Source organism: Nocardia sp. NBC_01499 (assembly GCF_045040275.1).
In the GTDB taxonomy this organism is placed as follows: domain Bacteria; phylum Actinomycetota; class Actinomycetes; order Mycobacteriales; family Mycobacteriaceae; genus Nocardia.
The window spans coordinates 3,964,210-3,984,117 of record NZ_CP109426.1; the positions used below are offsets into that span (position 1 = coordinate 3,964,210).

Sequence of the window (19,908 nt, forward strand, 5' to 3'; positions counted from 1 at the left end):
TCACCTCAGCGGGCGCTGAGCGGTGGGCCGTAGGTCGGGCCCTTCGGTTCCGCGAAGACGGCGGGGCAGGTGCGGCGCATCCGGTCCATGGACGAATTGAGGGAGGTCAGGGCCGCGGTGACCGAGTCGGCGACCGGTTGGGCCGGGTTGCCGTTGTCGAGGACGGTGGCGAAGTCGGACAGCGAGTTGTGCAGCTGGCCGCCCGCCGTCGCGACATCGCGGTAGGCGCTGCCGATCAACGGTGACCCCATCCGGTCGACCACCGGGTTGATGGTCGTCGAGACCTGGTTGGACAGCCATATGCCCTGGGTGACACGGGTTTTCACCTCGTTCAGGTCGCCTCGGGAGGCGGCCGGGCCGAGCCCGTCGAGTTGCTCGGACAGCTTGCGGAAGGTGTCGCGCAGGCCGGCGACGGCCTGGCCGCCGAGGGCGCAGTCCGCGGTGTCCGCGTTGGCGACGCGGCTGCGGAGCGCGTCGTTCGACCCGGTGCTCGAGCACGCGCTCAGCAGCGCGGCGGCGAGCAGCAAGAGCACGGTCATGGCCGTCACGCCGAGGGACGCTCCTCGGCGTGACGGCCGCATGCGCGAGTTATCCGGCATGGGTCAGCGCCGTGAGGATCGCGTTCTGCACCGCTGGCACGAAGGCGAGTGTCATGACGATCGCCATGCCGAACCCTGCCTGTACGTGCCGGTGCCGGTTCCACCACCCGATCGGGACGGTGCGGGAGCGGGTGTTCCACTCGACCCCGGCGGCCACGGCGACCTCATCGCGTTCGTAGTAGCCGAACGCGATGGGCGCGGATCGGACGTCGAGCAGACCACCGAGCGCATCGGTGGCGACGCCACCGGAACCGATGTTTCGCGAATCGAACATGGTGCCAACCCTTTCCGTACTCGTCGCGGATTACATGTCGATATTGCTGCTCCACGGCTGCATCAGCTCGTCATAGACGGCCTTGGTGAATTCGCCCTGGCCGACCAGGTCGCTCAGCACCGAGGCGGTGACGGCCTGACCGACCACGGTCACCGCGCCGATCGAGCTGAACGAGTCGAGCAGTCCGCTGAGGTCGCCTGGGCTGCTCGCCGCGGTCGGGGACACGGCCTGACCGGCGATCATGCCCGCGAGCTGTACGTTGCGGGACCGCCCGAACGCCTTGGCCGTCGCGGCCGCGATGTTCAGCGGATGCGATGCCGCCGATTGGGCATTCGCGCCCATGCCGAGCCCGGCAAGTAGCCCGCTGAGACCGCCTTCGAGGCCGGAGCCGTTGGACAGGGACGAAACCTTGTCCTGTATCAGCTTTTTGGCCGACGCGTTCAGCTTCTCCCGTTCGTCGGCGCTCAGCTGGCCGGAACGCTCGATGATGCGGATGGCGTCCTGCCACTGCGGGCCGTAGAGGTACTCGAGGTGCAGGGTTTCCGTTGTGTTCGTCATGTCTGATCTCCTTCGCTAGATGGCTTGACACAGAGCAGGATTCGTCACAGTGCAGCGTTCGTCACAATGAGATGCTGACGAGCCGCGAGGCGCGATCGTGCGCCACCGCTTCGGCAGCCCCCTTTCCGGTGTAGGGCAGCTCCGCGAACGCGACCGGCGCGGCCGCGGGCTGGCTCGGTAGTGGCGCGAGCAGCTTCTGCAGCGAGGCCGCGAGCTGTTCCAGGCTCGGATCGTCGGGGATGTCGTCGAGGAACTGCGTTCCGGTCGACGCCGTCCCGCCACCCGAAGCACCAAGCGGCCCATTGCGATCCAGTGCCGCCCGGATGCCGGAGATGATGCCGACGCGCGCACCCGGGGTGAGCAGCACGGCAATCGCGACGGCAAGCGCGACCAGCGCGGCAGCGCCGACTGCGGCCAGCGGCGCACCGATCAGCGCCGCGAGCCCGACCAGTGGTGCGGCAATCAGCGCGGCCACACCGACCGCGGCAAAGGGCGCCAGCACGGCCGCGGCCGCGGCGGCAATCGCCCCACCGATCAGCAACTTCGGGATCTCGATCAGCGCGAACAGCCCGAGCGCGGCCAGCGGCAGACCAACCACCGCGGCAAACGCGCCACCGGCAAGCAACACCGGAAGGGCAAGCAGCGCAAGCGCACCCGCCACCGCCAGCGGTACACCGATCAGCGCCGCCAGCGCTCCACCGGCCAGTAGTACCGGAAGCGCAAGCAACGCAAGCGCACCCACCGCCGCCAGCGGCACACCAATCAACGCGGCGAGCCCGGCCAACGCACCACCGACCAGCAGGACCGGGAGCGCAAGCAACGCAAGCGCACCGACCGCCGCCAATGGCACGCCGATCAGCGCGGCCAGCGCACCACCGGCGAGCAGCACCGGAAGGGCAAGCAGGGCAAGCGCTCCGACCGCCGCGAGCGGAATGCCGACGATCGCCGCCAACCCGCCACCGATCAACAGCACCGGAAGCGCAAGCAGGGCAAGCGCACCCACCGCGGCCAGCGGCACACCAATCAACGCGGCGAGCCCGGCCAACGCACCACCGACCAGCAGGACGGGAAGCGCTAGCAGCGCGAGCGCACCCACCGCGGCCAGCGGCACACCAACCAACGCGACCAGCCCAGCCAACGCACCACCGACGAGCAACACCGGAAGTGCAAGCAACGCAAGCGCTCCGACCGCGAGCGGGATGCCGACGATCGCCGCCAACCCGCCACCGATCAACAGCACCGGCAACGCGAGCAGGGCAAGCGCACCCACGGCCGCCAGCGGCACACCGATCAGGGCGGCGAGTCCAGCCAACGCGCCACCGGCCAGGAGCACCGGCACGCCGACCAGCGCGGCAAGCGCACCGCCGACCAGCAAGACCGGAAGGGCAAGCGCGCCGAGCGCCGCGAGCGGAATGCCGACGATCGCGGCCAACGCACCACCGATCAGCAGCACCGGAAGGGCAAGCAGCGCAACGGCTCCGAGTGCGGCCAATGGCACGCCGACCAAGGCGGCCAATCCGAGCAGCGCACCTCCGATCAACAGCACCGGCAACGCAATCGCACCGAGCGCGGCCAGCGGCACACCGATCAGGGCGGCCAATCCGGCCAGCGCACCACCGATCAGCACGACCGGCAATGCAAGCAGCGCAATCGCACCCAGCACCGCCAGCGGCACACCGACCACTGCGGCCAATGCACCACCGATCAGCAGCACCGGCAGCGCGAGCAGTGCGAGCGCACCCACCGCGGCAAGGGCCAGCAGCGGCACGATCGCCAGCAGCGCCAGTGTGGCGCCGATCCCGAGGACGCCGAGCACCGCAATCGCGAGCGCCGTTGCGCCGGCGACCGCGCCGCCGACGAAGGTCGCTGCCAGCGCGGCCAACCCGGCCAGCGCCAGCAGCGGCAACGCCACCAGGGCGAGCAGTGCCAGTACCGGCAGCGCCAGCACCGCGATCACCGGAATGGCAACGGCCGCAAGCGCACCGAGCGCGGCGAGCCCGAGCACCGGCAGCGCGACCACGGCCAGCACCGGCAGCGCGACCAGAGCCAGCGCACCGAGCGCGGCAAGGCCGAGCACCGGCACGGCGAGCAGCGCGAGCACCGGGAGGGCGAGCAGCGCCAGCGCGCCGAGCCCGGCCAAAGCGATCAGCGGCGCGAGCACCGCCGTGGCGACGCCGAGCGTGGCGAAGTCGAGCAGCAGGCTGCCGACGAACAACGTGACCGCGAGCGCCGTGGTGATGGCCACCACCGAGACCCCGATGATCGCCGCGAGCACCGGCAGCCCGACGAGTCCGAACAGGCCGATGCCGATGCCGAGCGCCGCGACAACGAGACCCGCCACCAGCACCGGCGACCAGACCGCGAGCAGCGCGAGCGCGATGATCGGCGACAGTGCCGTCGACACCACCACTGCGAACGGTCCGAAGATCAGGAAGGGCAGCGTCAGCACCGCGGCGAGCACGAACCCGACCACCGAAACCGCGGCGGTAGCGATCACCGCGGCTACTGCGAGCACGGCCGTGATCAGTCCGCCGGCCAACAGGATCGCGCCGAGTCCGACACCGCCGACCGCGAGCGCCGCGATCGCGAGCACCGCCATCACCGCGAAGGCCGCGGCCGCGAGCGGCACCGTGACCACCAGCAGCGGCGGGAACAGCGCGGACACGGCCACGAACGCGCCGAGCGCAAGCACCCCGAAGAACACCCACGCGGCCACCAGGCCGAGCCCGAGCGCCGCGGCGAATCCGCCGAGCAGCGTGCTGACCACGGCCACCGTGCCGAGGGTCGCCAGCGTGCCGAGCAGCACCCCGCCGAACAGCAGCGGCAGCGCGATCAGCGCGAGCGGCGGGTTGATCACGATCGCCGCGAGCGCCGCGAGGGTGAGCATGACGAACGACAGCACCGAGACCACCAGCCCGCCCGCGAACACCGTCGCGACAACGGCGAGTGCGAACGCCATCAGGCCGAGCACGATGGCGCCGCCGCCGAGCCAGGTCGCCACCACAAACGCCGCGGCGACCACGCCGATGCCAGCACCCGCGATGATCGAGAAGGCAAGCGCGGCAACGAGAATGAACGGGATCGCGTACGGCATGGTGACCATGAACACCAGCGTCGCGACCAGCGCGGCCGAGGCAAGCGCCGCGATCGCCAACAGGACCGTCCCGGTCAGCGCGAATACCGAGAACGCGAGCACCCCGAAACCGCCGAACACCATCGCGAGCCCCACCGCCGCCGGAATGGCGACCAGGCCGATGAACAGCAGCGGAGCCAACAGCGGCCCGAGCACCGGAACGGCGAAGACCAGCGCGATGGTCGCGAGCAGGCCGCCGACCACCGCGAGCGCGACGCCCACCGCACCGAGCGCGGCGAACACGATGGCCGCAGCGGAGAGCCCGGCCCAGAACACGGCCGCCGCGACGAGCTGAATCGCGGTGGCCACCACCGCGAGTGCGAGCAGCACGGTCACCGCGGCCCCTGCCGTCACCGAGAGCACCAGCAGCCCGGCGAGTGCGACAACGGCCAGAATGATGCCGCCAGCGAGACCGACCGCGCCGAACGCCACCAGGGCGACCGCGGCGAGCGCGATCACGATCGGAATGGCGATCAGCCCGAACGGGGTCAACAGCGACAGCAGGCCGACGCCGACAATCAAAGCGGCGGTGGCGAGTCCGGCGACACCGAGCACGCCGAAGAAGGCAACGGCCGTGGCGATGAGGCTGACCACCAGGAAGGCGAGCGCACCGGTGAACAACAGCGGCGCGACCACCAGACCGAGGAACGGCACGAACACCGAAGCCAGCAGCGCGGCCACGGCAAGCACCACGAACCCGACAACACTCAGGACCAGCCCAGCGGCCAATGCCACTACGGCAAGGGCGATTCCGCCGACGATGGCCACCGCGATCGCGGCGATACCGCCGACCAGAATGACCGGCGCCAGCACCGAGAACGCGACAATGGCGACCGGAATCGCGATGAGCAGCACCGGAATCGCGATCACCGCGAGCACGATCAGCACCGGGATGGCAAGCACCGCGAGCACAAGCCCGCCGATGATCAACGCACCGATCACCAACGGCGCCAACAGAATCGCGCCGAGCACCACCGCACCGAGCGTGAGTAGGGCGGCTACCCCGATGCCGCCCGCGAACAGCAGCGGTACCACCGCGAGCAGCGCGATCACCGGCAGCACAAGCAGCGGCAACGCCGCCGGGTGCCTGGCATCGGACACCAGCCCGCGCGCGGCCGCACGGATCTGAGTAAGTACCGCGCCGATCCCTGCTACCGGGTTCGAGGCCAGCGCGAGCAGCGGTGCGAGGAACGCGAGCACCGGCGCCATACCGGCCAGCTGGGGCGCGAACAGGCCGAGCACCGGCGCGGCGATCGCGAGCAGGCCGGGCGGCAGCTGCTGTGCCACTGGATCCTGTTGTCCCACAGTCGGAGTCAGTAGGTCGCGCAGTTTCTTGACCGGATCGGGTCCGTCCTTCGGGAAACCGAACATGGTGCGCGCCTGGTCGATCAGGTCATCGATGGCCGGGTTCGCGCCGCTGCGGCGCGTGCCCGCCAGTTCGGTGGCCTGCTCGGCAAAGGCGAGCAGGTCGTTGACCGGGCCACGCAACGGACCGTCGGGGAACGTCTTGTTTGCCCAGGTGGCCAGCTGATCGAGCTGCATCCCCGAACCCGCGATCTGCGCGACGGTAGCCGCGAGGTCGGCGACCGGCGCTGGGACGCGGCCCGCCACCTCGGAAACGGCCGCGGCGGGGGAATTCTGACCGCCCTGACCGCCGGAGCCGTCGAACCAGGACGGTCCGGGTGGCGGTGCGCCGCCCGCGCGATAGGTGTCGATCGCCGCGTTCACCTGATCACCGAAGGGAGTGTCGGCACTGGCCTGGCTCGCCGCGCCGAGCGCGTTGTTCACCGCGTCCTGCTGCCCGGGGTCGAGCATCTGCCCGGCCACATCACCGGCGCCGGACAACATGCCGTTCAGATCGGCAGGCGGCGCGGGCAACTCGATATCCGCCGAAGCGTGACCGGCGCCGATCATGGCGGTCGCCATGGACGCGAACGTGGCTGCGGCGTACATACCGCGCCGGGACTTGTCGACGCTCTTGCGGTGCTTGGCTGATGCTTTGGTTTCGCGCTGACGTTCCTTGGTGACTACACGCATTGATGGAGCCTCTCCGTGAACCCGTCTCGTCGGACGTGCTGGTTACGATGCGCGCATGGCCCTGTAGTCGAGAGTTCGCGGGCTCGGCGCGGAAGGCGATATCGGGGTCAGAGCCCCGCCCGGATCAGACCGGACCGGTTTCGGCCGGGGCGCAATTCGCCCTTGACCATCCGCCACCGGTACCGATGGTCGCGCCGATATGGGTGTGCGGCATGCCGAGCACGTCGCGGCAGCGGATGAAGGCGTGCTCGCCGACGCCGGAGCCGGGGTCACAGGTGACTGTCAGTTCATTGGCAACCGAGGAGTCCGTGACGCAACCGGAAAGGCCGGGGTCCGCGGCCGCTGAGCCGGGCCCGGCGAACCATCCGCCGACCAGCACTGTGCACAACACCAGCAGCGCGGCCGGGAAGGTGCGGCTCGGCCACACCAAGCTTTGCTGAACGTTTGCTAGATGTGCCATGCGGTCCATGGTTCGCGCACGGCGGAATCTCAGTCAACATAACGGAGATCACTATTGGCCATTCACCCAGGTCAACCGCACCTTTTTGCTCCGGAAATCGAGCGACGCGTCAGGGATGCGTAAAAGCTTCTATACGGTAATTCTTAATTAGTCTATGATTCAAATCTCAAACTGGACGACTGACTAATAACCGCTCACGAAGCGCAACAACGTCCGGAAACCGCAGCGCAACACCGGTATCAGTGCATTACCCCACGGCCGCGCGACGATAAGACGCGAGCACCTCGGCGGCCGCGCGTTCGCCGGAACGCACCGCTCCCTCGATATATCCCGCCCATTCTGTGGCCGTTTCGCTGCCCGCCCAATGAATCGCGCCAATCGGCTGCCGTAGCGCCGACCCGATGCTGGTCAGCACGCCGGGTGGGAAAAAGGCGCCGTAGCCGCCGCGGGTATACGGATCGTCGGCCCAGACCTTCTCGCGCCAGTCGATCGGCTCGCGCGCCGCGTAGCCGAAGGCGCGCACGAGCGAGCCGATGATCATGGTCCGGCGTTCGTCGGCGGCGAGCGCGGCCAGGCGATGGGCCGCGCGACCGGGGATGAGGGCGCCGAGGCAGCCGGGCCCACCGGGGCGAGTGGCGTCGAAGGTGACCGGGACCGGGTCGTGCAGGTTCAAGGCCTGGCCGGTGAGCCGGTCATCGCGCCAGAAGGGTCGCTCGTAGACGGCGAACGCCTTGAGCACCGAACCCATCGGCATCCGCTGGGTCAGGTGATCGCGGGCGGCGGGCAGCGGCGGGTCGTAGCCGATTCGACCGGCCAGCGCGGGCGGCAGCGCGACGATCACCTGCGCGGCACGGACCTCGCCGAACTCGCCGCGCACCGAAAGCCCTTCCGCCACTTCATGAATCGAGGTGACCGCGGCATGCAACCGCAGCGCGTCACCCAACTCGGTGGCCATCGAGCGGGCTGGCCCGTCGGCACCGTCGACGAACAATCGGGTGACCGCGTCGGCCGTCGCGCCCGCGTCGACACCGCCCGCCGCGCGAATGGTGCTCAGCAGGGCGAGCATCGAGACGCTGCCGACGTCGACGCACAATTCCTCACCGATCATCACCTCGGCGACATGCCTCGCGCGACGCTCGGGCAGGTTGCGGCGCAGCCAGGTCGCCGCGGTCATCGCGTCGAGCCGATCGGCACCGGGCGTGGTCCACGGGCGCGCGAGATCTATGCGCGCGGCGAGCCGCTCGATCCGCCACATGGCCTGGGCGAGAACGACAAGCACGAGCGGCGGCAGCGGCGGGCGGGCACCGGCGAACGGCCGCCGCACCGCACCCTCGACCAGCAGATTCGCCCCGTCTGACGGCGCGGCATACGTCTGCGCGCCGTACTCCTGTGCCAGCGCGGCGAATCGGGTGTGGCCGCCCGCGATCCACTGTGCGCCGAGGTCAACGGCCCAGTCGTCCGCGATCCGGTCGGTCAGCGCCCGGCCACCGACCCGCCCACTGGCCTCGAGCACGACAACCTCGCGCTCGGCCGCCCGCAGTGCCCGCGCCGCCGACAGTCCCGCATATCCGGCACCGACGACAACCACATCGGCGTGGTCCATGTCGGCCTCCCGTCACTACACCGTTGGACAACAACTGTTGATCACCGCCCGCCGATGCGCAACCGCTCGAGCGCCGAACCCGATGTCGCGGTGCCGGATCCGGTCGGCGCGCGGCATTCATTTCCGAACTGGTCAGCACCTCCGATCGGTGTCCTATCCGCCAGCAAAAGCCGACACTCGCGGCAAATTTGCTCATCGGTTGCCACTGGGTGACAAACTGGCACAATGGCGGACACCTTGGCGATTGTGGAACCGGGCGCGGCCGAGAGGGGACGGCGCGCGCGTAAACGGGCCGGGCGGCGGGCGCTGGGGGTATGGGAGCCGCCGGTCGACCGTGCGGATCCGATCGCCCTGCTCGAACGCCAGGCCAAGACCCGGGTGCCCGAGCTGGTGCCGATCCGGTACGCGCGGATGGCGGCGGGACAGTTTCCGTTCCTGCGCGGCGCGCCCGCGATCATGGCCGCCGACCTGGCGGCCTCCCCCAACACCGGACTGACCGTCCAGCTCTGCGGTGACGCGCATCTGTCCAACTTCGGCCTGTTCGCCTCGCCGGAACGCGCACTGGTCTTCGACCTGAACGATTTCGACGAGACGTTGCCCGGCCCCTTCGAATGGGACGTCAAGCGGCTGGCGGCCAGCATCGCGGTCGCCGCGCGGGCCAACGGGTTCGCCGATACCGATGCCGAAACCGCCGTCGGCGCTGCGGCTCTCGCCTATCGGGAGGCGATGATCCGCCTGGCCGGGCTCGGCGAATTGGCGGTCTGGTACGAGAAGGTCGACGCCGACCAGCTGGCGACCCTTGCTCAAAAACCCAAGCGCCGCAAGGGCGTCGAGCAAGCACTCGCCGACGCACGGGCACGCACCAACCTCCAGGCACTGGAAAAACTGACCGAGCCGGACGCCGACGGTGTCCCGCGCATCCGGCACCGCCCGCCGCTGCTGATCCCGATCGGGGAGATCGACGCCGACACGATCCAGAAGGTGTTCAGCGACTACCGCCGCACGCTCGCCGAGGAGCGCCGGGTGCTGCTCGACCGGCACGAGATGCTGGATCTGGCCGTCAAGGTGGTCGGCGTCGGTAGCGTCGGCACCCGATGCTTCGTCGCCCTGCTCGCCGGGCGAATGAGCGGCAGCCCGCTGTTCTTGCAGGCGAAGGAGGCCGAGCAGTCGGTGCTCACGCCGCACACCGCGGCGAGCAAGTTCCGTAACCAGGGACATCGAGTCGTGCACGGGCAGCGGCTCACTCAGGCCGCCAGCGATATCTTCCTCGGCTGGGCGACCGGCCCGGACGGCCGTCACTACTACTGGCGCCAGCTGCGAGATATGAAGGGCTCCCCCGACATCGAGGAGATGTCGCGCTCGTACCTGCGTGACTACTCGGCACTGTGCGGCCACACCCTGGCCCGCGCGCACGCACGCTCGGGCGACCGCGTCGCCATCGCCTCCTACCTCGGGTCGAGTGACACCTTCGACCGCGCCATGATCGACTTCGCCGTCGCCTATGCCGACCAGACCGACCTCGATCACCAAACTCTGCTTGCCGCAATCAAATCCGGGCGCGTCGTGGCGGCGGACAAGGCGTACTGAGGCTCAGCCCGCTCGCCGGGACCGATGCCCGGCAACGTGCACTCGGTTCGAGCACCGCGACGAGCAGAACCGGCGTCTGCCGTTGCGGGAGGTATCGATGAACACGTCGCCACACCCGTCGCGGGCGCAGCGGCCGATGCGATTCGGGTCGTCGCAGAACAGCGAGGCCAGGCCGACCGCGGTGTATGCCTTGACGCGTTCGTCGACGGGTGCGGTCTCCTGCGCGAAGTGCAGGTGCGGCATTCGGTCATCGTGTGTCGAGATATAGGGCTGACTGGTTGTTTTCGCGAGCAACGCGTTGAGCCGCCGCACCGTCGGCTGGTCGAACACCGCGTCGAGTTCGCCGATCCACCTGCGCAGTTCCGCGGTCTGCGTGACGGTCAATGTACCGAGCGGTTTGTAATCCGAGGCGGCAAGCAGCTCCCGCAGATCCTGGTCCTGACCCGCGTTCACCAGCCGGGCGGCCAGTTCGGCGGCCGCGCCACCGTAAGGGTTGAAATGCACTAGGTCATTACATCAGGCTGGGCCCATGGACCTGACCTGCCCCTCCTGTTCCTGGCCGACGCCGACGGTCGTGTCCGCGCACGGCCGCGTCCGCTACCTGCGCTGCGTGTGCGGGCAGTGGCTGATCGTCGAGGATGGTCTCGTTGTGGCAACGACCGGAAACAGCTCGTTCGGTATGCGCGATACACCACACAGAGGCGATGCCCCCGAAAGGCCATGCAGGGCGCGATATTCGGGCTAGCCTCGATGGGCAGTCTCATGTGGAGGGTATTTCGACATGACCACGGCTACCGTCATCCGGCCGTTGGCGCCGAGCGAGGAAATCTTCGCCGGTAGTGAAGTCCTCGTAGGCTACTCGATGCGACTGTCCGGTCGGTTGAATCTGGCGGCGCTGTCCGCTGCGTTCGACGCGGTGGTGCGCGCCTATCCGGCGCTCGGCGCGCATCTCGAGGCCGACGGGCACGGACACATCCTCGTCGAATCCGCTGGCGGCACACCGGAAATCACCGTCGTCGACGGCAATCCCGAGCAGTTGCTGAGCGGTGCGCTGCTTGACCAGCGCACCGCGCTGGCCGCGCTGTGCGTGGTGCGCGACGGCGACAGCACCGGGGTGACGCTGGTGACCCACCACAGCGTCGCGGACGCGTGCCACTCGCTCGCGGTGCTCGCCGAGATGTGGTCCTGCTACACCGAGATCAGCGGCGGCCGCGCGCCGACGCTCACCTCGCACCGTTTTCCGGACGCGGTCGAGGATCTGCTGCTCGCCAGATGCGTCGAGAAGATGTCCGGCTTGCCGGTGTCGGCTCGGCCGTTGCTGGTCACCGAGTCGCCCGGCACCATCGCACCCGTCGCGGACGACGAGTCCTATCTACTGCCGCTGACCGCACGCTGCCGCCTGACCAAGCGCGAGACCGCCGCGCTCGCCGACCTCGCACACCGCGAGGGGACGACGATCAACGGGCTTGCCTCGGCGGCGATCCTGCTCACCGAGGCCGAACTGCGCGAGCTGCCGCTGACCGAGCTCAGCTACACCTACTCCGTCGACCTGCGCAACCGGGTCACTCCCCCGATCGGCCACACCGAGGGAACGAATGTCCTCGGCTTCGCCGACTTCGTCCCGACCCCCGGCGCCGGATCGACGCTGATCGGCCTGGCCCGCGGCATCAGCGACGCGCTGCGCAGCGGCCTCGCCAGCGGCATCGTGCAGCAGACACCGCTGCACATCCCCGATATCGCGTCCGGCCCACCGCCGAGGGCCCCCGGCATCGTGCTGGCCACCAACTGGGGCAGGATCGACCGGCCCCGGTTGCCGGAAGGGTTGCGCATCAACGACTTTCGCACGGTGATGATCGCGAAACCGGACAAGTCCGGGCATCGCCTACAGCAGCCGAGCGGCACCATCATCATCAGCACCTTCGACGACCAACTGAGCATCGAGATCCACCATCCGGTGGAGACCACCGGGCAACAGCGGCGCCGCGTGCGCCTGCTCGCCGCGCATCTCGACGCGGTCAGCGAGGTCGGCGCCGCATAGTCGCCTTCCCGGAACCTCGCTGACACTCTGGTGCAATCCAGCTCGGGAATAGTGGTCGGAATCCCCTTCCGATCCTTCTTAAATGTAGCCGACCGCGGACGGAAAAACATCGGCATACAGGACGATGTTTCCGCAGGTGGTCCCTCCTAATCTGGGTACCCATACCCGGACAAAACGCTGTGCGGAGGAATCTTGACAACCCTGGAGAACACTCGAGTCGAGGGCGTCGGGCGCACGGTGAGCGGCGTCCTCGGGATTCATCATGAGGCGTCGGTCATCTGCCGGGTCCTCGGACCGATCGAGGTCGAGGTCGACGGCGTCGCGATCGATCTGCGTGGTCCGCGCCCGCGTCAACTGCTTGCCGCGCTGTCATTCGCGGCGGGCGCGTCCGTGCCGAATGATGTTCTCGCCGAATACCTTTGGGGTCGCGGGTCGCTCGATCAGCCGAGCGCCAATGTGCGGGTCGTCGTGCACCGGTTGCGCGCCGCACTCGGGGCGCACGCTGACCGGATTCTCGAGCTCGATCGTTGCGGCTACCGGCTCGTGCTCGCATCGGAGCAGACCGACCACGGACAGTTCGCCGATCTGGTCGGCGCGGGGCTGCGCGCGCTGCTCGACGGCGATGCGGCGGAGGCGGTGGATACGCTGCGCGCGGGGCTCGCCCTGTGGCGCGGACAGCCGTGGGTCGAGCTCGGGGATTCGCCGGAACTGCTCGGGGCGCGGGCAAAATTGGCGGAGCTGCGCGAGTTGGCGATCGAGGAGTTGCAGGCCGCCCGGTTGGCGTGTGGCGACACCGCCGAGGCCGTTGCGGCGTTGAGCGAAGCCGTCATTCAGGCGCCGTATCGCGAACGTCGTTGGGAGCTCTTGGTTGTCGGGCTGTCCGCAGTGGCAGGCAATCGGACGCGCTGGCGGAGCTGCGGAAGGTGCGTACGTTGCTGAGGGAGGAGGTCGGCGTCGAGCCCGGCCCCGCCCTGCGTGATCTGGAGCGGCGCCTGCTCGACCACGACCCGGGACTGCTGCTGCGGGACACATCGGTTCACGCCGCGAGTAGCCGCGCTACCGGAAGTCTCGTGCGCGGGTTCCGGACCTACCCCGCCGCGCGCCAGGCCAGTTGATTAGGACGATCCGGCGGTGGCCCCGGACACGAGCATCGACATCACCCAGGCGAAGGCCTGACCGAGAACGGTCATCCAGTCGCCTACATTGAACGAACCCATCGCGAATTACCTTCTGGTTGTGGCGGTTTCAGCCCGCGTCGGGACGGACCTCGTCGCCGGCGGCGGTGAGATCGCAGGACTGGTCGTTGCTGAGGTTGCCGCCGGTGGAGATGATGATGGCGAACACCTTCTTGCAGTTCTGCTCGCCGAGGCCCGAGGTGTTCTGCGCGATGGTCGAACCGCGCAGGATCAGGTGGCCCATACCGGGATCGACGGCATCGGTGAACTGGTACGGCAAGACGTCGAGATAGCCGGGGGCGATGTTGATGCCGCCACCGCCCTCGTCGGCGCTGTTGCCTGTGACGTGGGTGTCGATGAGGACCACCTCGCCGACGCCACGGATGTCGAGTCCGCCGCCGCGGCCCGCGAATCCGCCGAATCGGTACCACTTGGTGTGTGGGTCGACGACGCGATTGCCGATGATCTCGGTGCGGGTGAAGGTGCAGGTGTTGTCGCAGCGGACGCCCCCGGCCTCGCCCGCCGCATTGGCGGTGATGCTGCTGTCGGTGGCCTTCATGTCGGCGACGGGGATGTTGAAGATGCCGCCGCCGTAGTCGGCGGCGTTCCCGGTGACCGTCACATGATCGAGAATCAGCTTGCCGGAGTTCGCGATTCCGCCGCCGCCGGTCTCGAACAGCGGGATCTCGTGCTCGGTCGCGTTGCCACCGGTGATGGTCAGCCCGGAGATCGAGACACGCGCCGTGGTCAACACGGCGCGGTCGCGGTGCCCCGCGTCGATGACGGTGCGGTCCTGGCCAGCGCCCTCGATGGTGGTGTCGGCGTTGACATCGAGGTCACCGGTGGCCGGATCGATCAACGGGCCGTTGGTGTTCCAGAAGTTCGGCGCAATGGTCAGCTCATACCGTCCCGCCGGAACCCGAATGGTGCTGCCAGGCCGCACATTCGCCGCCTGCACCGCGGCCCGCAACGTGCACGCACCGGAATCGGTGCGGCACAGGCCGTCGAACGGATTCGCCGCCGCGCCGTCGGCAGTCGTTGTCACGGTGAACACTTCGGGCGATATCCCCGCCGACCCGGTATCGGCCGCCGCGCGGATCGGCGTCCCGCACAGCGCACCGAGGAATACGACACCGATCATCGAAATAGACGAGATCTTCATCTGACCAACCACTCTCGGCACGACTCCAGCGCACTGTCTCAGTCGTTTCGGTTCTAACAGAAGCAAAACCCGCACCGTGGTCGGTCGAACAGTTCCTTCGCTATTGCACAATCCTGCTGGGCGTGTCGACAGGGGCGGGGGTATCAGCGCAGCAGAGATCGCGCAGTCGGCGACAGGAGCAGTTGTTCGACTGGACCGGACAATCGCTTCGTCAACTCCGGCCGCACCTCAGCAGTCCAGGCCCGCGAGTCGGCCAACCTGTCGATGTGCTCGGCCCGCCGATCGGCGTTGTCGAACAGTGCGAACCACACAAAGACGGTCTCCGCACGGATCGGCAGCGGCGCAAAGGTATTCGGCGACGGATCGGTCAGGTAGCAGGCGATCGGCGGCGCGCCGGTCTCCACCAGGACCGGCCGAACTCGCTTGTCGAAGAATTCGGCGAACTCCGCTGGCGGTGTATCCGGGTAGTAGATCGTTGCCAGCACACGCGATTGCGGCAGGTCGGTCGCGTGCACTCCGGGACGCTCACCGGCCAGCGTGAACCCGGAGGTCGCCGAGGCGGGCTGGAGCAGCAGCGCGTTGTCGGTGTCGACCATCGTCGCTCGTGCCGCGGGGGCGTGTGTCCGCCACGCCGCCCCGTCCACATAGAAGGCGGTCAGCGCGGCACCGCGCGTGGCCAGGTCGGGGAAGGCACGAATCCAGACGAATCGATCCGGGTCGTCCTCGTCGCGGAACTGCGCCACGATACGCATACCGACGGCTTCCTGCGTTTCTACGAACTCCCGATCGAACAGCTCGATCAACACGTCCCTGGTTCCTGGGCGCAGCGTGTACTGCCTGAGTTCGACTACCGGCCAAATGTTTTCGGTCATCCGATCACCCTGCCAGCAGGCACCGACACCAACCGACTAACCAGCGGATGTCAGCCTGGGCCGAGTAGCCGCGGAGACCGGATACGGCGGGGTGCTCTTGCCCATGACGCGGTAGCGGTTCCACAGGTCGCGGTCGCCGACCACGGCGGGCCGGGCAGCCTGGCCGAACGTGAGCAGCCACGCTCAATACACTGAACCGCCGGGCAGCACAACAACTTCCGCCGCCATGTCCGCCGCAAGCTCCGACCAGTTGCGTGCGATGAATGCCCGGAATGATCCGGCATCCCGGCCGGTCACGTCCTGCACCACCGACGTGACGCGGTCTTCGGCACCATGCCGGATATCGTCATCGAGACCGGCGAGAAACGCCGCGTAGTCGGCGGGCACACCGGATTCATGGACCAGCGCGGCGAATTCGGCGACGCCGACCGACCGGTGCCGCACCGCGCGCCCGGTCTCCTCGGCGATGATGACGGCGGCCTGCACGTAACTCAACGCCTCCGGTCCGGTGATCACATGATCGGTGTTGTGCGGCAACGGATCCAGCAGTGCGCGCACCGCGACGGCGGCGATGTCCTCCGCGTCGACGAAGGCCACCCGGCCGTCACCGGTCGCGGTGACGATCTCGCCCGTTGCTCGAATGCCGACCGCAAGCGGGCGCCCACCGACGAAGTTCTGCATGAACCACGACGGCCGCAGCACCGCCCATTCCGGCGCCGCACCGCGGACCAGGCCGTACACCTCTCCCAGCCCCGGTGTCTCGTCAGTGATCGCCGACGAGCCGAGCAGCACCACTCGCCGCACACCGACCCGCATCGCCTGGGCCAGAAAGGGTTCCATGATCGGCGCCGGATCGGCCGCACCGATCGGCGGGACCACATAGATGCCGTCCACTCCGGCCAGTGCGGGGCCGTATGTCTCGGGCTCGTGCCACTCGAATCGAATATGCTTGTCGCCCTGTGGGTTCCGGCTGGCGATCCGCACCTCCGCACCCTCCGCGTACAGTCCTGCGGCAACCCTGCTTCCGGTGGTCCCGGTACCACCGGTAACCAGAATGGTCGGCTCACTCATAGATTTCCCTCCGTAATACCGAACGACGCGAGCTCACCGGCGCCACCCAGCGCCTCGGCGGCGGCGAGTGGATTCCAGTAGTCGCGGTAATGCACGATCTCGCCCCCACACACGGTGATCACCGCGATGTACCGCATCCGGTACGGCCGCCCGGTTCGCACGGCGACGCCGTCGGCCGCGAACTCGACGATGACGACCTCGGGGTCACCGGTCACGTGCACGGTCGGCGCGTCGATCGCGCGAATATCGAGCTGCTCAGGGTAGTCGCGCAGGTAGTCCTCGATCGCCGCGCGCCCGATCACCTCCGTCGGGTACCCGGGCGGCGCGAACGGGAATTCGATGCCGCCCCGTTCCGCCCAGAGTCCCGCGAATCCGACCATGTCCTTCGCCAGGAGCAGCCGTAACGCCTCCGCTACGACCTCGGCCGGGGTACGTGCCGATTGGGGCATGAGACCCTCCCATTCATTTGGACGATACGGTACCGTCCCGTCCTAATATAGTCGGGACGGCACCGTCTCGTCCATTCCGTATACTGCGGCCATGCCCGAGAAGCCCCGACGCGTCCCCACCGGTGCCGCCGTGCTGCAACCGCAGATCACCACCGCCGTCATCGCGGCGGTGATGGAGGAGCTCGCCACGAGCGGCTACGCCAAGCTGTCGATGGAGGCGGTGGCCAAGCGCGCGGGCGTCGGCAAGAGCGCCCTCTATCGGCGCTGGCCGTCCAAGCAGGACATGGTGGTCGCGGTGCTCGGCGAGTTCAGCGTCGAGCTGGCCGAATTCGCCGACACCGGCGCGCTGCGCACCGACCTCGTGGCCGCCCTCGACGTGCTGCACACCTGGCTCACCCACCCGAGAATGGCGGCCATCCTGCCCGACCTCACCGCCGAGGCAGGTCGCAATCCCGTTCTGGCGCAGGCGGTTCGGACCACCATCGGGCAACCGAGGCGGGCACTGGCGCGCCGGCTGCTGCAGCGCGCCATCGAACGCGACGAGCTGCCCGCCGATACCGACATCGAATTGGCGCTGGATCTCATTGCGGGACCGATGTTCTGGCGGTTGAACGTCCGGCACGCCGAAGCCGAACCGGACTACCTCGACCGGCTGGCCGACCATCTACTCCGCGCGCTGAACGCCCGCTGACGGTTACCGCTGCCGGAATCGCGACTCACGCATGCCCTGCGCGGCCTTGTTGCGGTACATGGCGGTATCGGCCGCGTGCATGAGTTGGTCTGGGGCAGTGGGCACATCGTCGAGATAGACGGTGCCGATACTGGCGGCGACGGTAACGAGGTGGTTCTCCACCTCCATCGGCTCGACAAGCGCGTTGGACAGCCAGCCGGATACTTCGGTCAATTTGCCTGCGCACGGACACTTTTCGATCAACACGATGAATTCGTCGCCGCCGAGCCGCGCGACGAGTCCGTCGACCGGCTTGACGGCCGTGCGTAGTCGCTGGCCGACCACGCGAAGTACCTTGTCCCCCACCGTGTGTCCCCACACGTCGTTGATCTCCTTGAACCCGTCGAGATCGAGGTAGCACACGCCGATCGGGGGGCTCGCGTTCGCCAGCCGGTCGAAGAACAGGGTGCGGTTGGGCAGGCCGGTGAGGCTGTCGTGGTTGGCGTCGTGCCACAGCCGGTCGGCCAGCTGCTTGCGTTCGGTGATGTCGACCGCGACCCCGATCAGGAACCGCACCTGTCCGGCGCTGTCGCGCACCGCCGACATCGAAAGGTCGATGGTGGTGACGGTGCCGTCCGGGCGCAGATGGTCGGTCTCCAGCCGGAAGCGGTCGGACGCCCCGGTGAGCAGCCGCTGCAGCTCGGCGAAGGCGTAGCCGATATTCGCCGGGCCGAGCAGGTCGTCCACCGTCCGGCCCGGCATGACTTCCACTGGCAGACCGAGCATTTCGGCCATGGCGACGTTCGCGTCGAGCACCCGACCGGTGACGTCGATGGTGCCGATGCCGACCGACGCGCCAGCGAAGACCGCGGCGAACCTGGCCTCCGACAGCTGCCGTTTCGCCTCGGCCTCCTGCGCGGCCGCCAGGGTCGCCACCAAGGTGGCCTCCTGTTCGGCAAGCGCCGCCGTCCGCAATGCCGCGGTGAAGCCCGCCGCGAACTCGGCCGCGGCGACCACCGCGCGATCGCGGACGCGCTCGTAGTGCGGCTCGGTCCTGGTCGGGCAGATGTCGTCGACCAGGTCGTGGCAGATCACCACCACCGAGCGACTGACCGCCATCGCGTCCCGATAGTTCGCGGCGACCAGCACTGATGCGGCGTCGCGGGCGACGGTAAGTTCGGCGGTGCCGAGCACCACCGCTTCCAACGCCTCACCGAGCCCGGCCAGCATCGCTTCGATCTGAGTCCGCGTCAGAGTGGGGGCTACCGCGCCGTCGAGCGCTTCAGCCCACCGCATCGCTAGCTCGTGCGACCCCACTCAGGGACCCCCTGCTGGTTCGTGTTCGCGCTTCAGACCTTTCGACCGACACCGGCCAGACCGAGCGAACGGCCCGGTGCCTCGTGCAGATCCCGCTCGGACTCCGGGTGCCAGACCGGCAATTCGACCACGCCGGGCTCGACCAGCTCCCATCCATCGAACATAGCGACGATTCCGTCGCGATTACGGAAATGGATGCCAATTCGACTCTTATCGGACGCGTTGGCGCCCAACTTGCCCGCGTCCTCGGGGCGCATCTCGGAGGTCAGATGCGAGATAGCGACGTAGCTGCCCGGTTCGACGGCGGCGCGCAGGTCGGCCACCTTCTTGACCGGCTCGTCGCCGTCCGAGAGCAGGTGCAATACCGCGACCAACAGCAGACCGACCGGTTGGTCGAAATCGATCAGCCCGGTATCGTCCGCCCTGTCGAGCAGTTCGGCGGGCTTGCGCAGGTCGGCCTCGATGGCACCGGCCCGGCTGTTGCCCTTCAGGATCGCGCGCGAATGCGCGACGGCCACCGGATCGATGTCGGCGTAGAGCACGCGAATATCGGGATCAATACTCTGCACGACCTCGTGCACATTTCCGGCTGTCGGGATCCCCGACCCGATATCGAGGAATTGGCGGATACCGGAATCGGCAAGGAAGCGCACCGCCCTGCGCAGGAATGCCCGATTGCTCAGCGCCAGCCGTGGCAGGTCGGGCACGAGCGCCTTGCCCTGCTCGGCGGCCCTGCGGTCGATCTCGAAGTTGTGCGAACCACCCAGCAGCGCGTCGTACATCCGTGCCGGGCTCGCCTGCTGCATATCCACGCCTTCGGGCGCCCACGCCGGCCTGTCCATCGAAACCCCTTTAATTGCTCACGCTCGAAATCACCGTCATCAGATCGGCCGACCCACTCGA

The 19,908-nt window shown here is 68.4% G+C and carries 17 protein-coding genes and 1 pseudogene; 4 read left to right on the plus strand and 14 right to left on the minus strand.

Annotation, left to right across the window (positions count from 1 at the left end; all coding sequences use genetic code 11):
* Window positions 1-5 precede the first annotated feature (5 nt).
* The 6 genes from OG203_RS18235 to OG203_RS18260 form a co-directional block, all read right to left on the minus strand.
* On the minus strand, window positions 6-548 hold the full coding sequence (locus OG203_RS18235) for a hypothetical protein (RefSeq protein WP_405166855.1): 543 nt from the start codon (window positions 546-548) through the stop codon (window positions 6-8).
* Window positions 549-588: 40 nt separating this feature from the next.
* Window positions 589-873 (minus strand): hypothetical protein, encoded by a 285-nt coding sequence (locus OG203_RS18240; RefSeq protein WP_405166856.1) that lies wholly within the window; start codon window positions 871-873, stop codon window positions 589-591.
* A gap of 30 nt (window positions 874-903) precedes the next feature.
* A complete protein-coding gene (locus OG203_RS18245) occupies window positions 904-1,431 on the minus strand; it encodes a hypothetical protein (RefSeq protein ID WP_405166857.1) in 528 nt (175 codons plus the stop codon).
* Window positions 1,432-1,492: 61 nt separating this feature from the next.
* Window positions 1,493-6,601 (minus strand): hypothetical protein, encoded by a 5,109-nt coding sequence (locus OG203_RS18250; RefSeq protein WP_405166858.1) that lies wholly within the window; start codon window positions 6,599-6,601, stop codon window positions 1,493-1,495.
* 124 nt (window positions 6,602-6,725) lie between these two features.
* Window positions 6,726-7,061, minus strand: coding sequence for a hypothetical protein (locus tag OG203_RS18255; protein ID WP_405166859.1), 336 nt, complete (start codon window positions 7,059-7,061; stop codon window positions 6,726-6,728).
* Window positions 7,062-7,308: 247 nt separating this feature from the next.
* The gene (locus tag OG203_RS18260) at window positions 7,309-8,664 is read right to left on the minus strand and encodes a flavin monoamine oxidase family protein (RefSeq protein ID WP_405166860.1); all 1,356 of its coding nucleotides are present in this window, start codon (window positions 8,662-8,664) and stop codon (window positions 7,309-7,311) included.
* Window positions 8,665-8,889: 225 nt separating this feature from the next.
* Here OG203_RS18260 and OG203_RS18265 point away from each other — a divergent pair, with 225 nt between their 5' ends.
* Window positions 8,890-10,251: a DUF2252 domain-containing protein gene (locus OG203_RS18265; RefSeq protein WP_405166861.1), complete on the plus strand. Its 1,362-nt coding sequence runs from the start codon at window positions 8,890-8,892 to the stop codon at window positions 10,249-10,251.
* A gap of 3 nt (window positions 10,252-10,254) precedes the next feature.
* On the opposite strand, the gene OG203_RS18270 is transcribed toward OG203_RS18265, so the two are convergent.
* Window positions 10,255-10,755 carry a CGNR zinc finger domain-containing protein gene (locus OG203_RS18270; RefSeq protein WP_405166862.1) on the minus strand — a complete coding sequence of 167 codons (501 nt, stop codon included), beginning with the start codon at window positions 10,753-10,755 and terminating at the stop codon, window positions 10,255-10,257.
* 277 nt (window positions 10,756-11,032) lie between these two features.
* On the opposite strand from OG203_RS18270, the gene OG203_RS18275 reads away from it, so the two are divergent.
* Window positions 11,033-12,289, plus strand: coding sequence for a phthiocerol/phthiodiolone dimycocerosyl transferase family protein (locus tag OG203_RS18275; RefSeq protein ID WP_405166863.1), 1,257 nt, complete (start codon window positions 11,033-11,035; stop codon window positions 12,287-12,289).
* Window positions 12,290-12,526: 237 nt separating this feature from the next.
* A pseudogene (locus OG203_RS18280) lies at window positions 12,527-13,404 on the plus strand (BTAD domain-containing putative transcriptional regulator).
* Window positions 13,405-13,534: 130 nt separating this feature from the next.
* Here the strand turns inward: OG203_RS18280 and OG203_RS18285 are convergent.
* From OG203_RS18285 to OG203_RS18305, 5 genes are all read right to left on the minus strand, one after another.
* Complete coding sequence (locus tag OG203_RS18285; RefSeq protein WP_405166864.1) at window positions 13,535-14,626, minus strand: CSLREA domain-containing protein; 1,092 nt, start codon at window positions 14,624-14,626, stop codon at window positions 13,535-13,537.
* A 143-nt stretch (window positions 14,627-14,769) separates the two neighbouring features.
* Window positions 14,770-15,498, minus strand: a complete 729-nt coding sequence (locus OG203_RS18290) for an NIPSNAP family protein (protein WP_405166865.1) — start codon at window positions 15,496-15,498, stop codon at window positions 14,770-14,772.
* Window positions 15,499-15,534: 36 nt separating this feature from the next.
* Window positions 15,535-15,675: a DUF4873 domain-containing protein gene (locus OG203_RS18295; protein WP_405167904.1), complete on the minus strand. Its 141-nt coding sequence runs from the start codon at window positions 15,673-15,675 to the stop codon at window positions 15,535-15,537.
* 6 nt (window positions 15,676-15,681) lie between these two features.
* The gene (locus OG203_RS18300; RefSeq protein ID WP_405166866.1) at window positions 15,682-16,569 is read right to left on the minus strand and encodes an NAD(P)H-binding protein; all 888 of its coding nucleotides are present in this window, start codon (window positions 16,567-16,569) and stop codon (window positions 15,682-15,684) included.
* A complete protein-coding gene (locus OG203_RS18305) occupies window positions 16,566-17,018 on the minus strand; it encodes a nuclear transport factor 2 family protein (protein ID WP_405166867.1) in 453 nt (150 codons plus the stop codon). Before OG203_RS18305 ends, OG203_RS18300 begins: the two co-directional genes overlap by 4 nt.
* 91 nt (window positions 17,019-17,109) lie before the next feature.
* On the opposite strand from OG203_RS18305, the gene OG203_RS18310 reads away from it, so the two are divergent.
* Window positions 17,110-17,709: a TetR/AcrR family transcriptional regulator gene (locus tag OG203_RS18310; RefSeq protein ID WP_405166868.1), complete on the plus strand. Its 600-nt coding sequence runs from the start codon at window positions 17,110-17,112 to the stop codon at window positions 17,707-17,709.
* Between the two features lie 3 nt (window positions 17,710-17,712).
* Here the strand turns inward: OG203_RS18310 and OG203_RS18315 are convergent, their stop codons facing one another.
* Together OG203_RS18315 and OG203_RS18320 are read right to left on the minus strand one after the other, a co-directional pair.
* Entirely contained in the window at window positions 17,713-18,984 is a 1,272-nt protein-coding gene (locus OG203_RS18315) for a diguanylate cyclase domain-containing protein (RefSeq protein ID WP_405166869.1), read from the minus strand.
* A 53-nt stretch (window positions 18,985-19,037) separates the two neighbouring features.
* The gene (locus OG203_RS18320) at window positions 19,038-19,847 is read right to left on the minus strand and encodes an SAM-dependent methyltransferase (protein ID WP_405166870.1); all 810 of its coding nucleotides are present in this window, start codon (window positions 19,845-19,847) and stop codon (window positions 19,038-19,040) included.
* Window positions 19,848-19,908 lie beyond the last annotated feature (61 nt).

Bases quoted from the DNA above. Each gene is read 5' to 3' on its own strand.
- OG203_RS18240 (WP_405166856.1), bottom strand. From the start codon at position 873: ATGTTCGATTCGCGAAACATCGGTTCCGGTGGCGTCGCCACCGATGCG.
- OG203_RS18245 (WP_405166857.1), bottom strand. From the start codon at position 1,431: ATGACGAACACAACGGAAACCCTGCACCTCGAGTACCTCTACGGCCCG.
- OG203_RS18250 (WP_405166858.1), bottom strand. From the start codon at position 6,601: ATGCGTGTAGTCACCAAGGAACGTCAGCGCGAAACCAAAGCATCAGCC.
- OG203_RS18255 (WP_405166859.1), bottom strand. From the start codon at position 7,061: ATGGCACATCTAGCAAACGTTCAGCAAAGCTTGGTGTGGCCGAGCCGC.
- OG203_RS18260 (WP_405166860.1), bottom strand. From the start codon at position 8,664: ATGGACCACGCCGATGTGGTTGTCGTCGGTGCCGGATATGCGGGACTG.
- OG203_RS18265 (WP_405166861.1), top strand. From the start codon at position 8,890: ATGGCGGACACCTTGGCGATTGTGGAACCGGGCGCGGCCGAGAGGGGA.
- OG203_RS18275 (WP_405166863.1), top strand. From the start codon at position 11,033: ATGACCACGGCTACCGTCATCCGGCCGTTGGCGCCGAGCGAGGAAATC.
- OG203_RS18285 (WP_405166864.1), bottom strand. From the start codon at position 14,626: ATGAAGATCTCGTCTATTTCGATGATCGGTGTCGTATTCCTCGGTGCG.
- OG203_RS18290 (WP_405166865.1), bottom strand. From the start codon at position 15,498: ATGACCGAAAACATTTGGCCGGTAGTCGAACTCAGGCAGTACACGCTG.
- OG203_RS18300 (WP_405166866.1), bottom strand. From the start codon at position 16,569: ATGAGTGAGCCGACCATTCTGGTTACCGGTGGTACCGGGACCACCGGA.
- OG203_RS18305 (WP_405166867.1), bottom strand. From the start codon at position 17,018: ATGCCCCAATCGGCACGTACCCCGGCCGAGGTCGTAGCGGAGGCGTTA.
- OG203_RS18310 (WP_405166868.1), top strand. From the start codon at position 17,110: ATGCCCGAGAAGCCCCGACGCGTCCCCACCGGTGCCGCCGTGCTGCAA.
- OG203_RS18315 (WP_405166869.1), bottom strand. From the start codon at position 18,984: ATGCGGTGGGCTGAAGCGCTCGACGGCGCGGTAGCCCCCACTCTGACG.
- OG203_RS18320 (WP_405166870.1), bottom strand. From the start codon at position 19,847: ATGGACAGGCCGGCGTGGGCGCCCGAAGGCGTGGATATGCAGCAGGCG.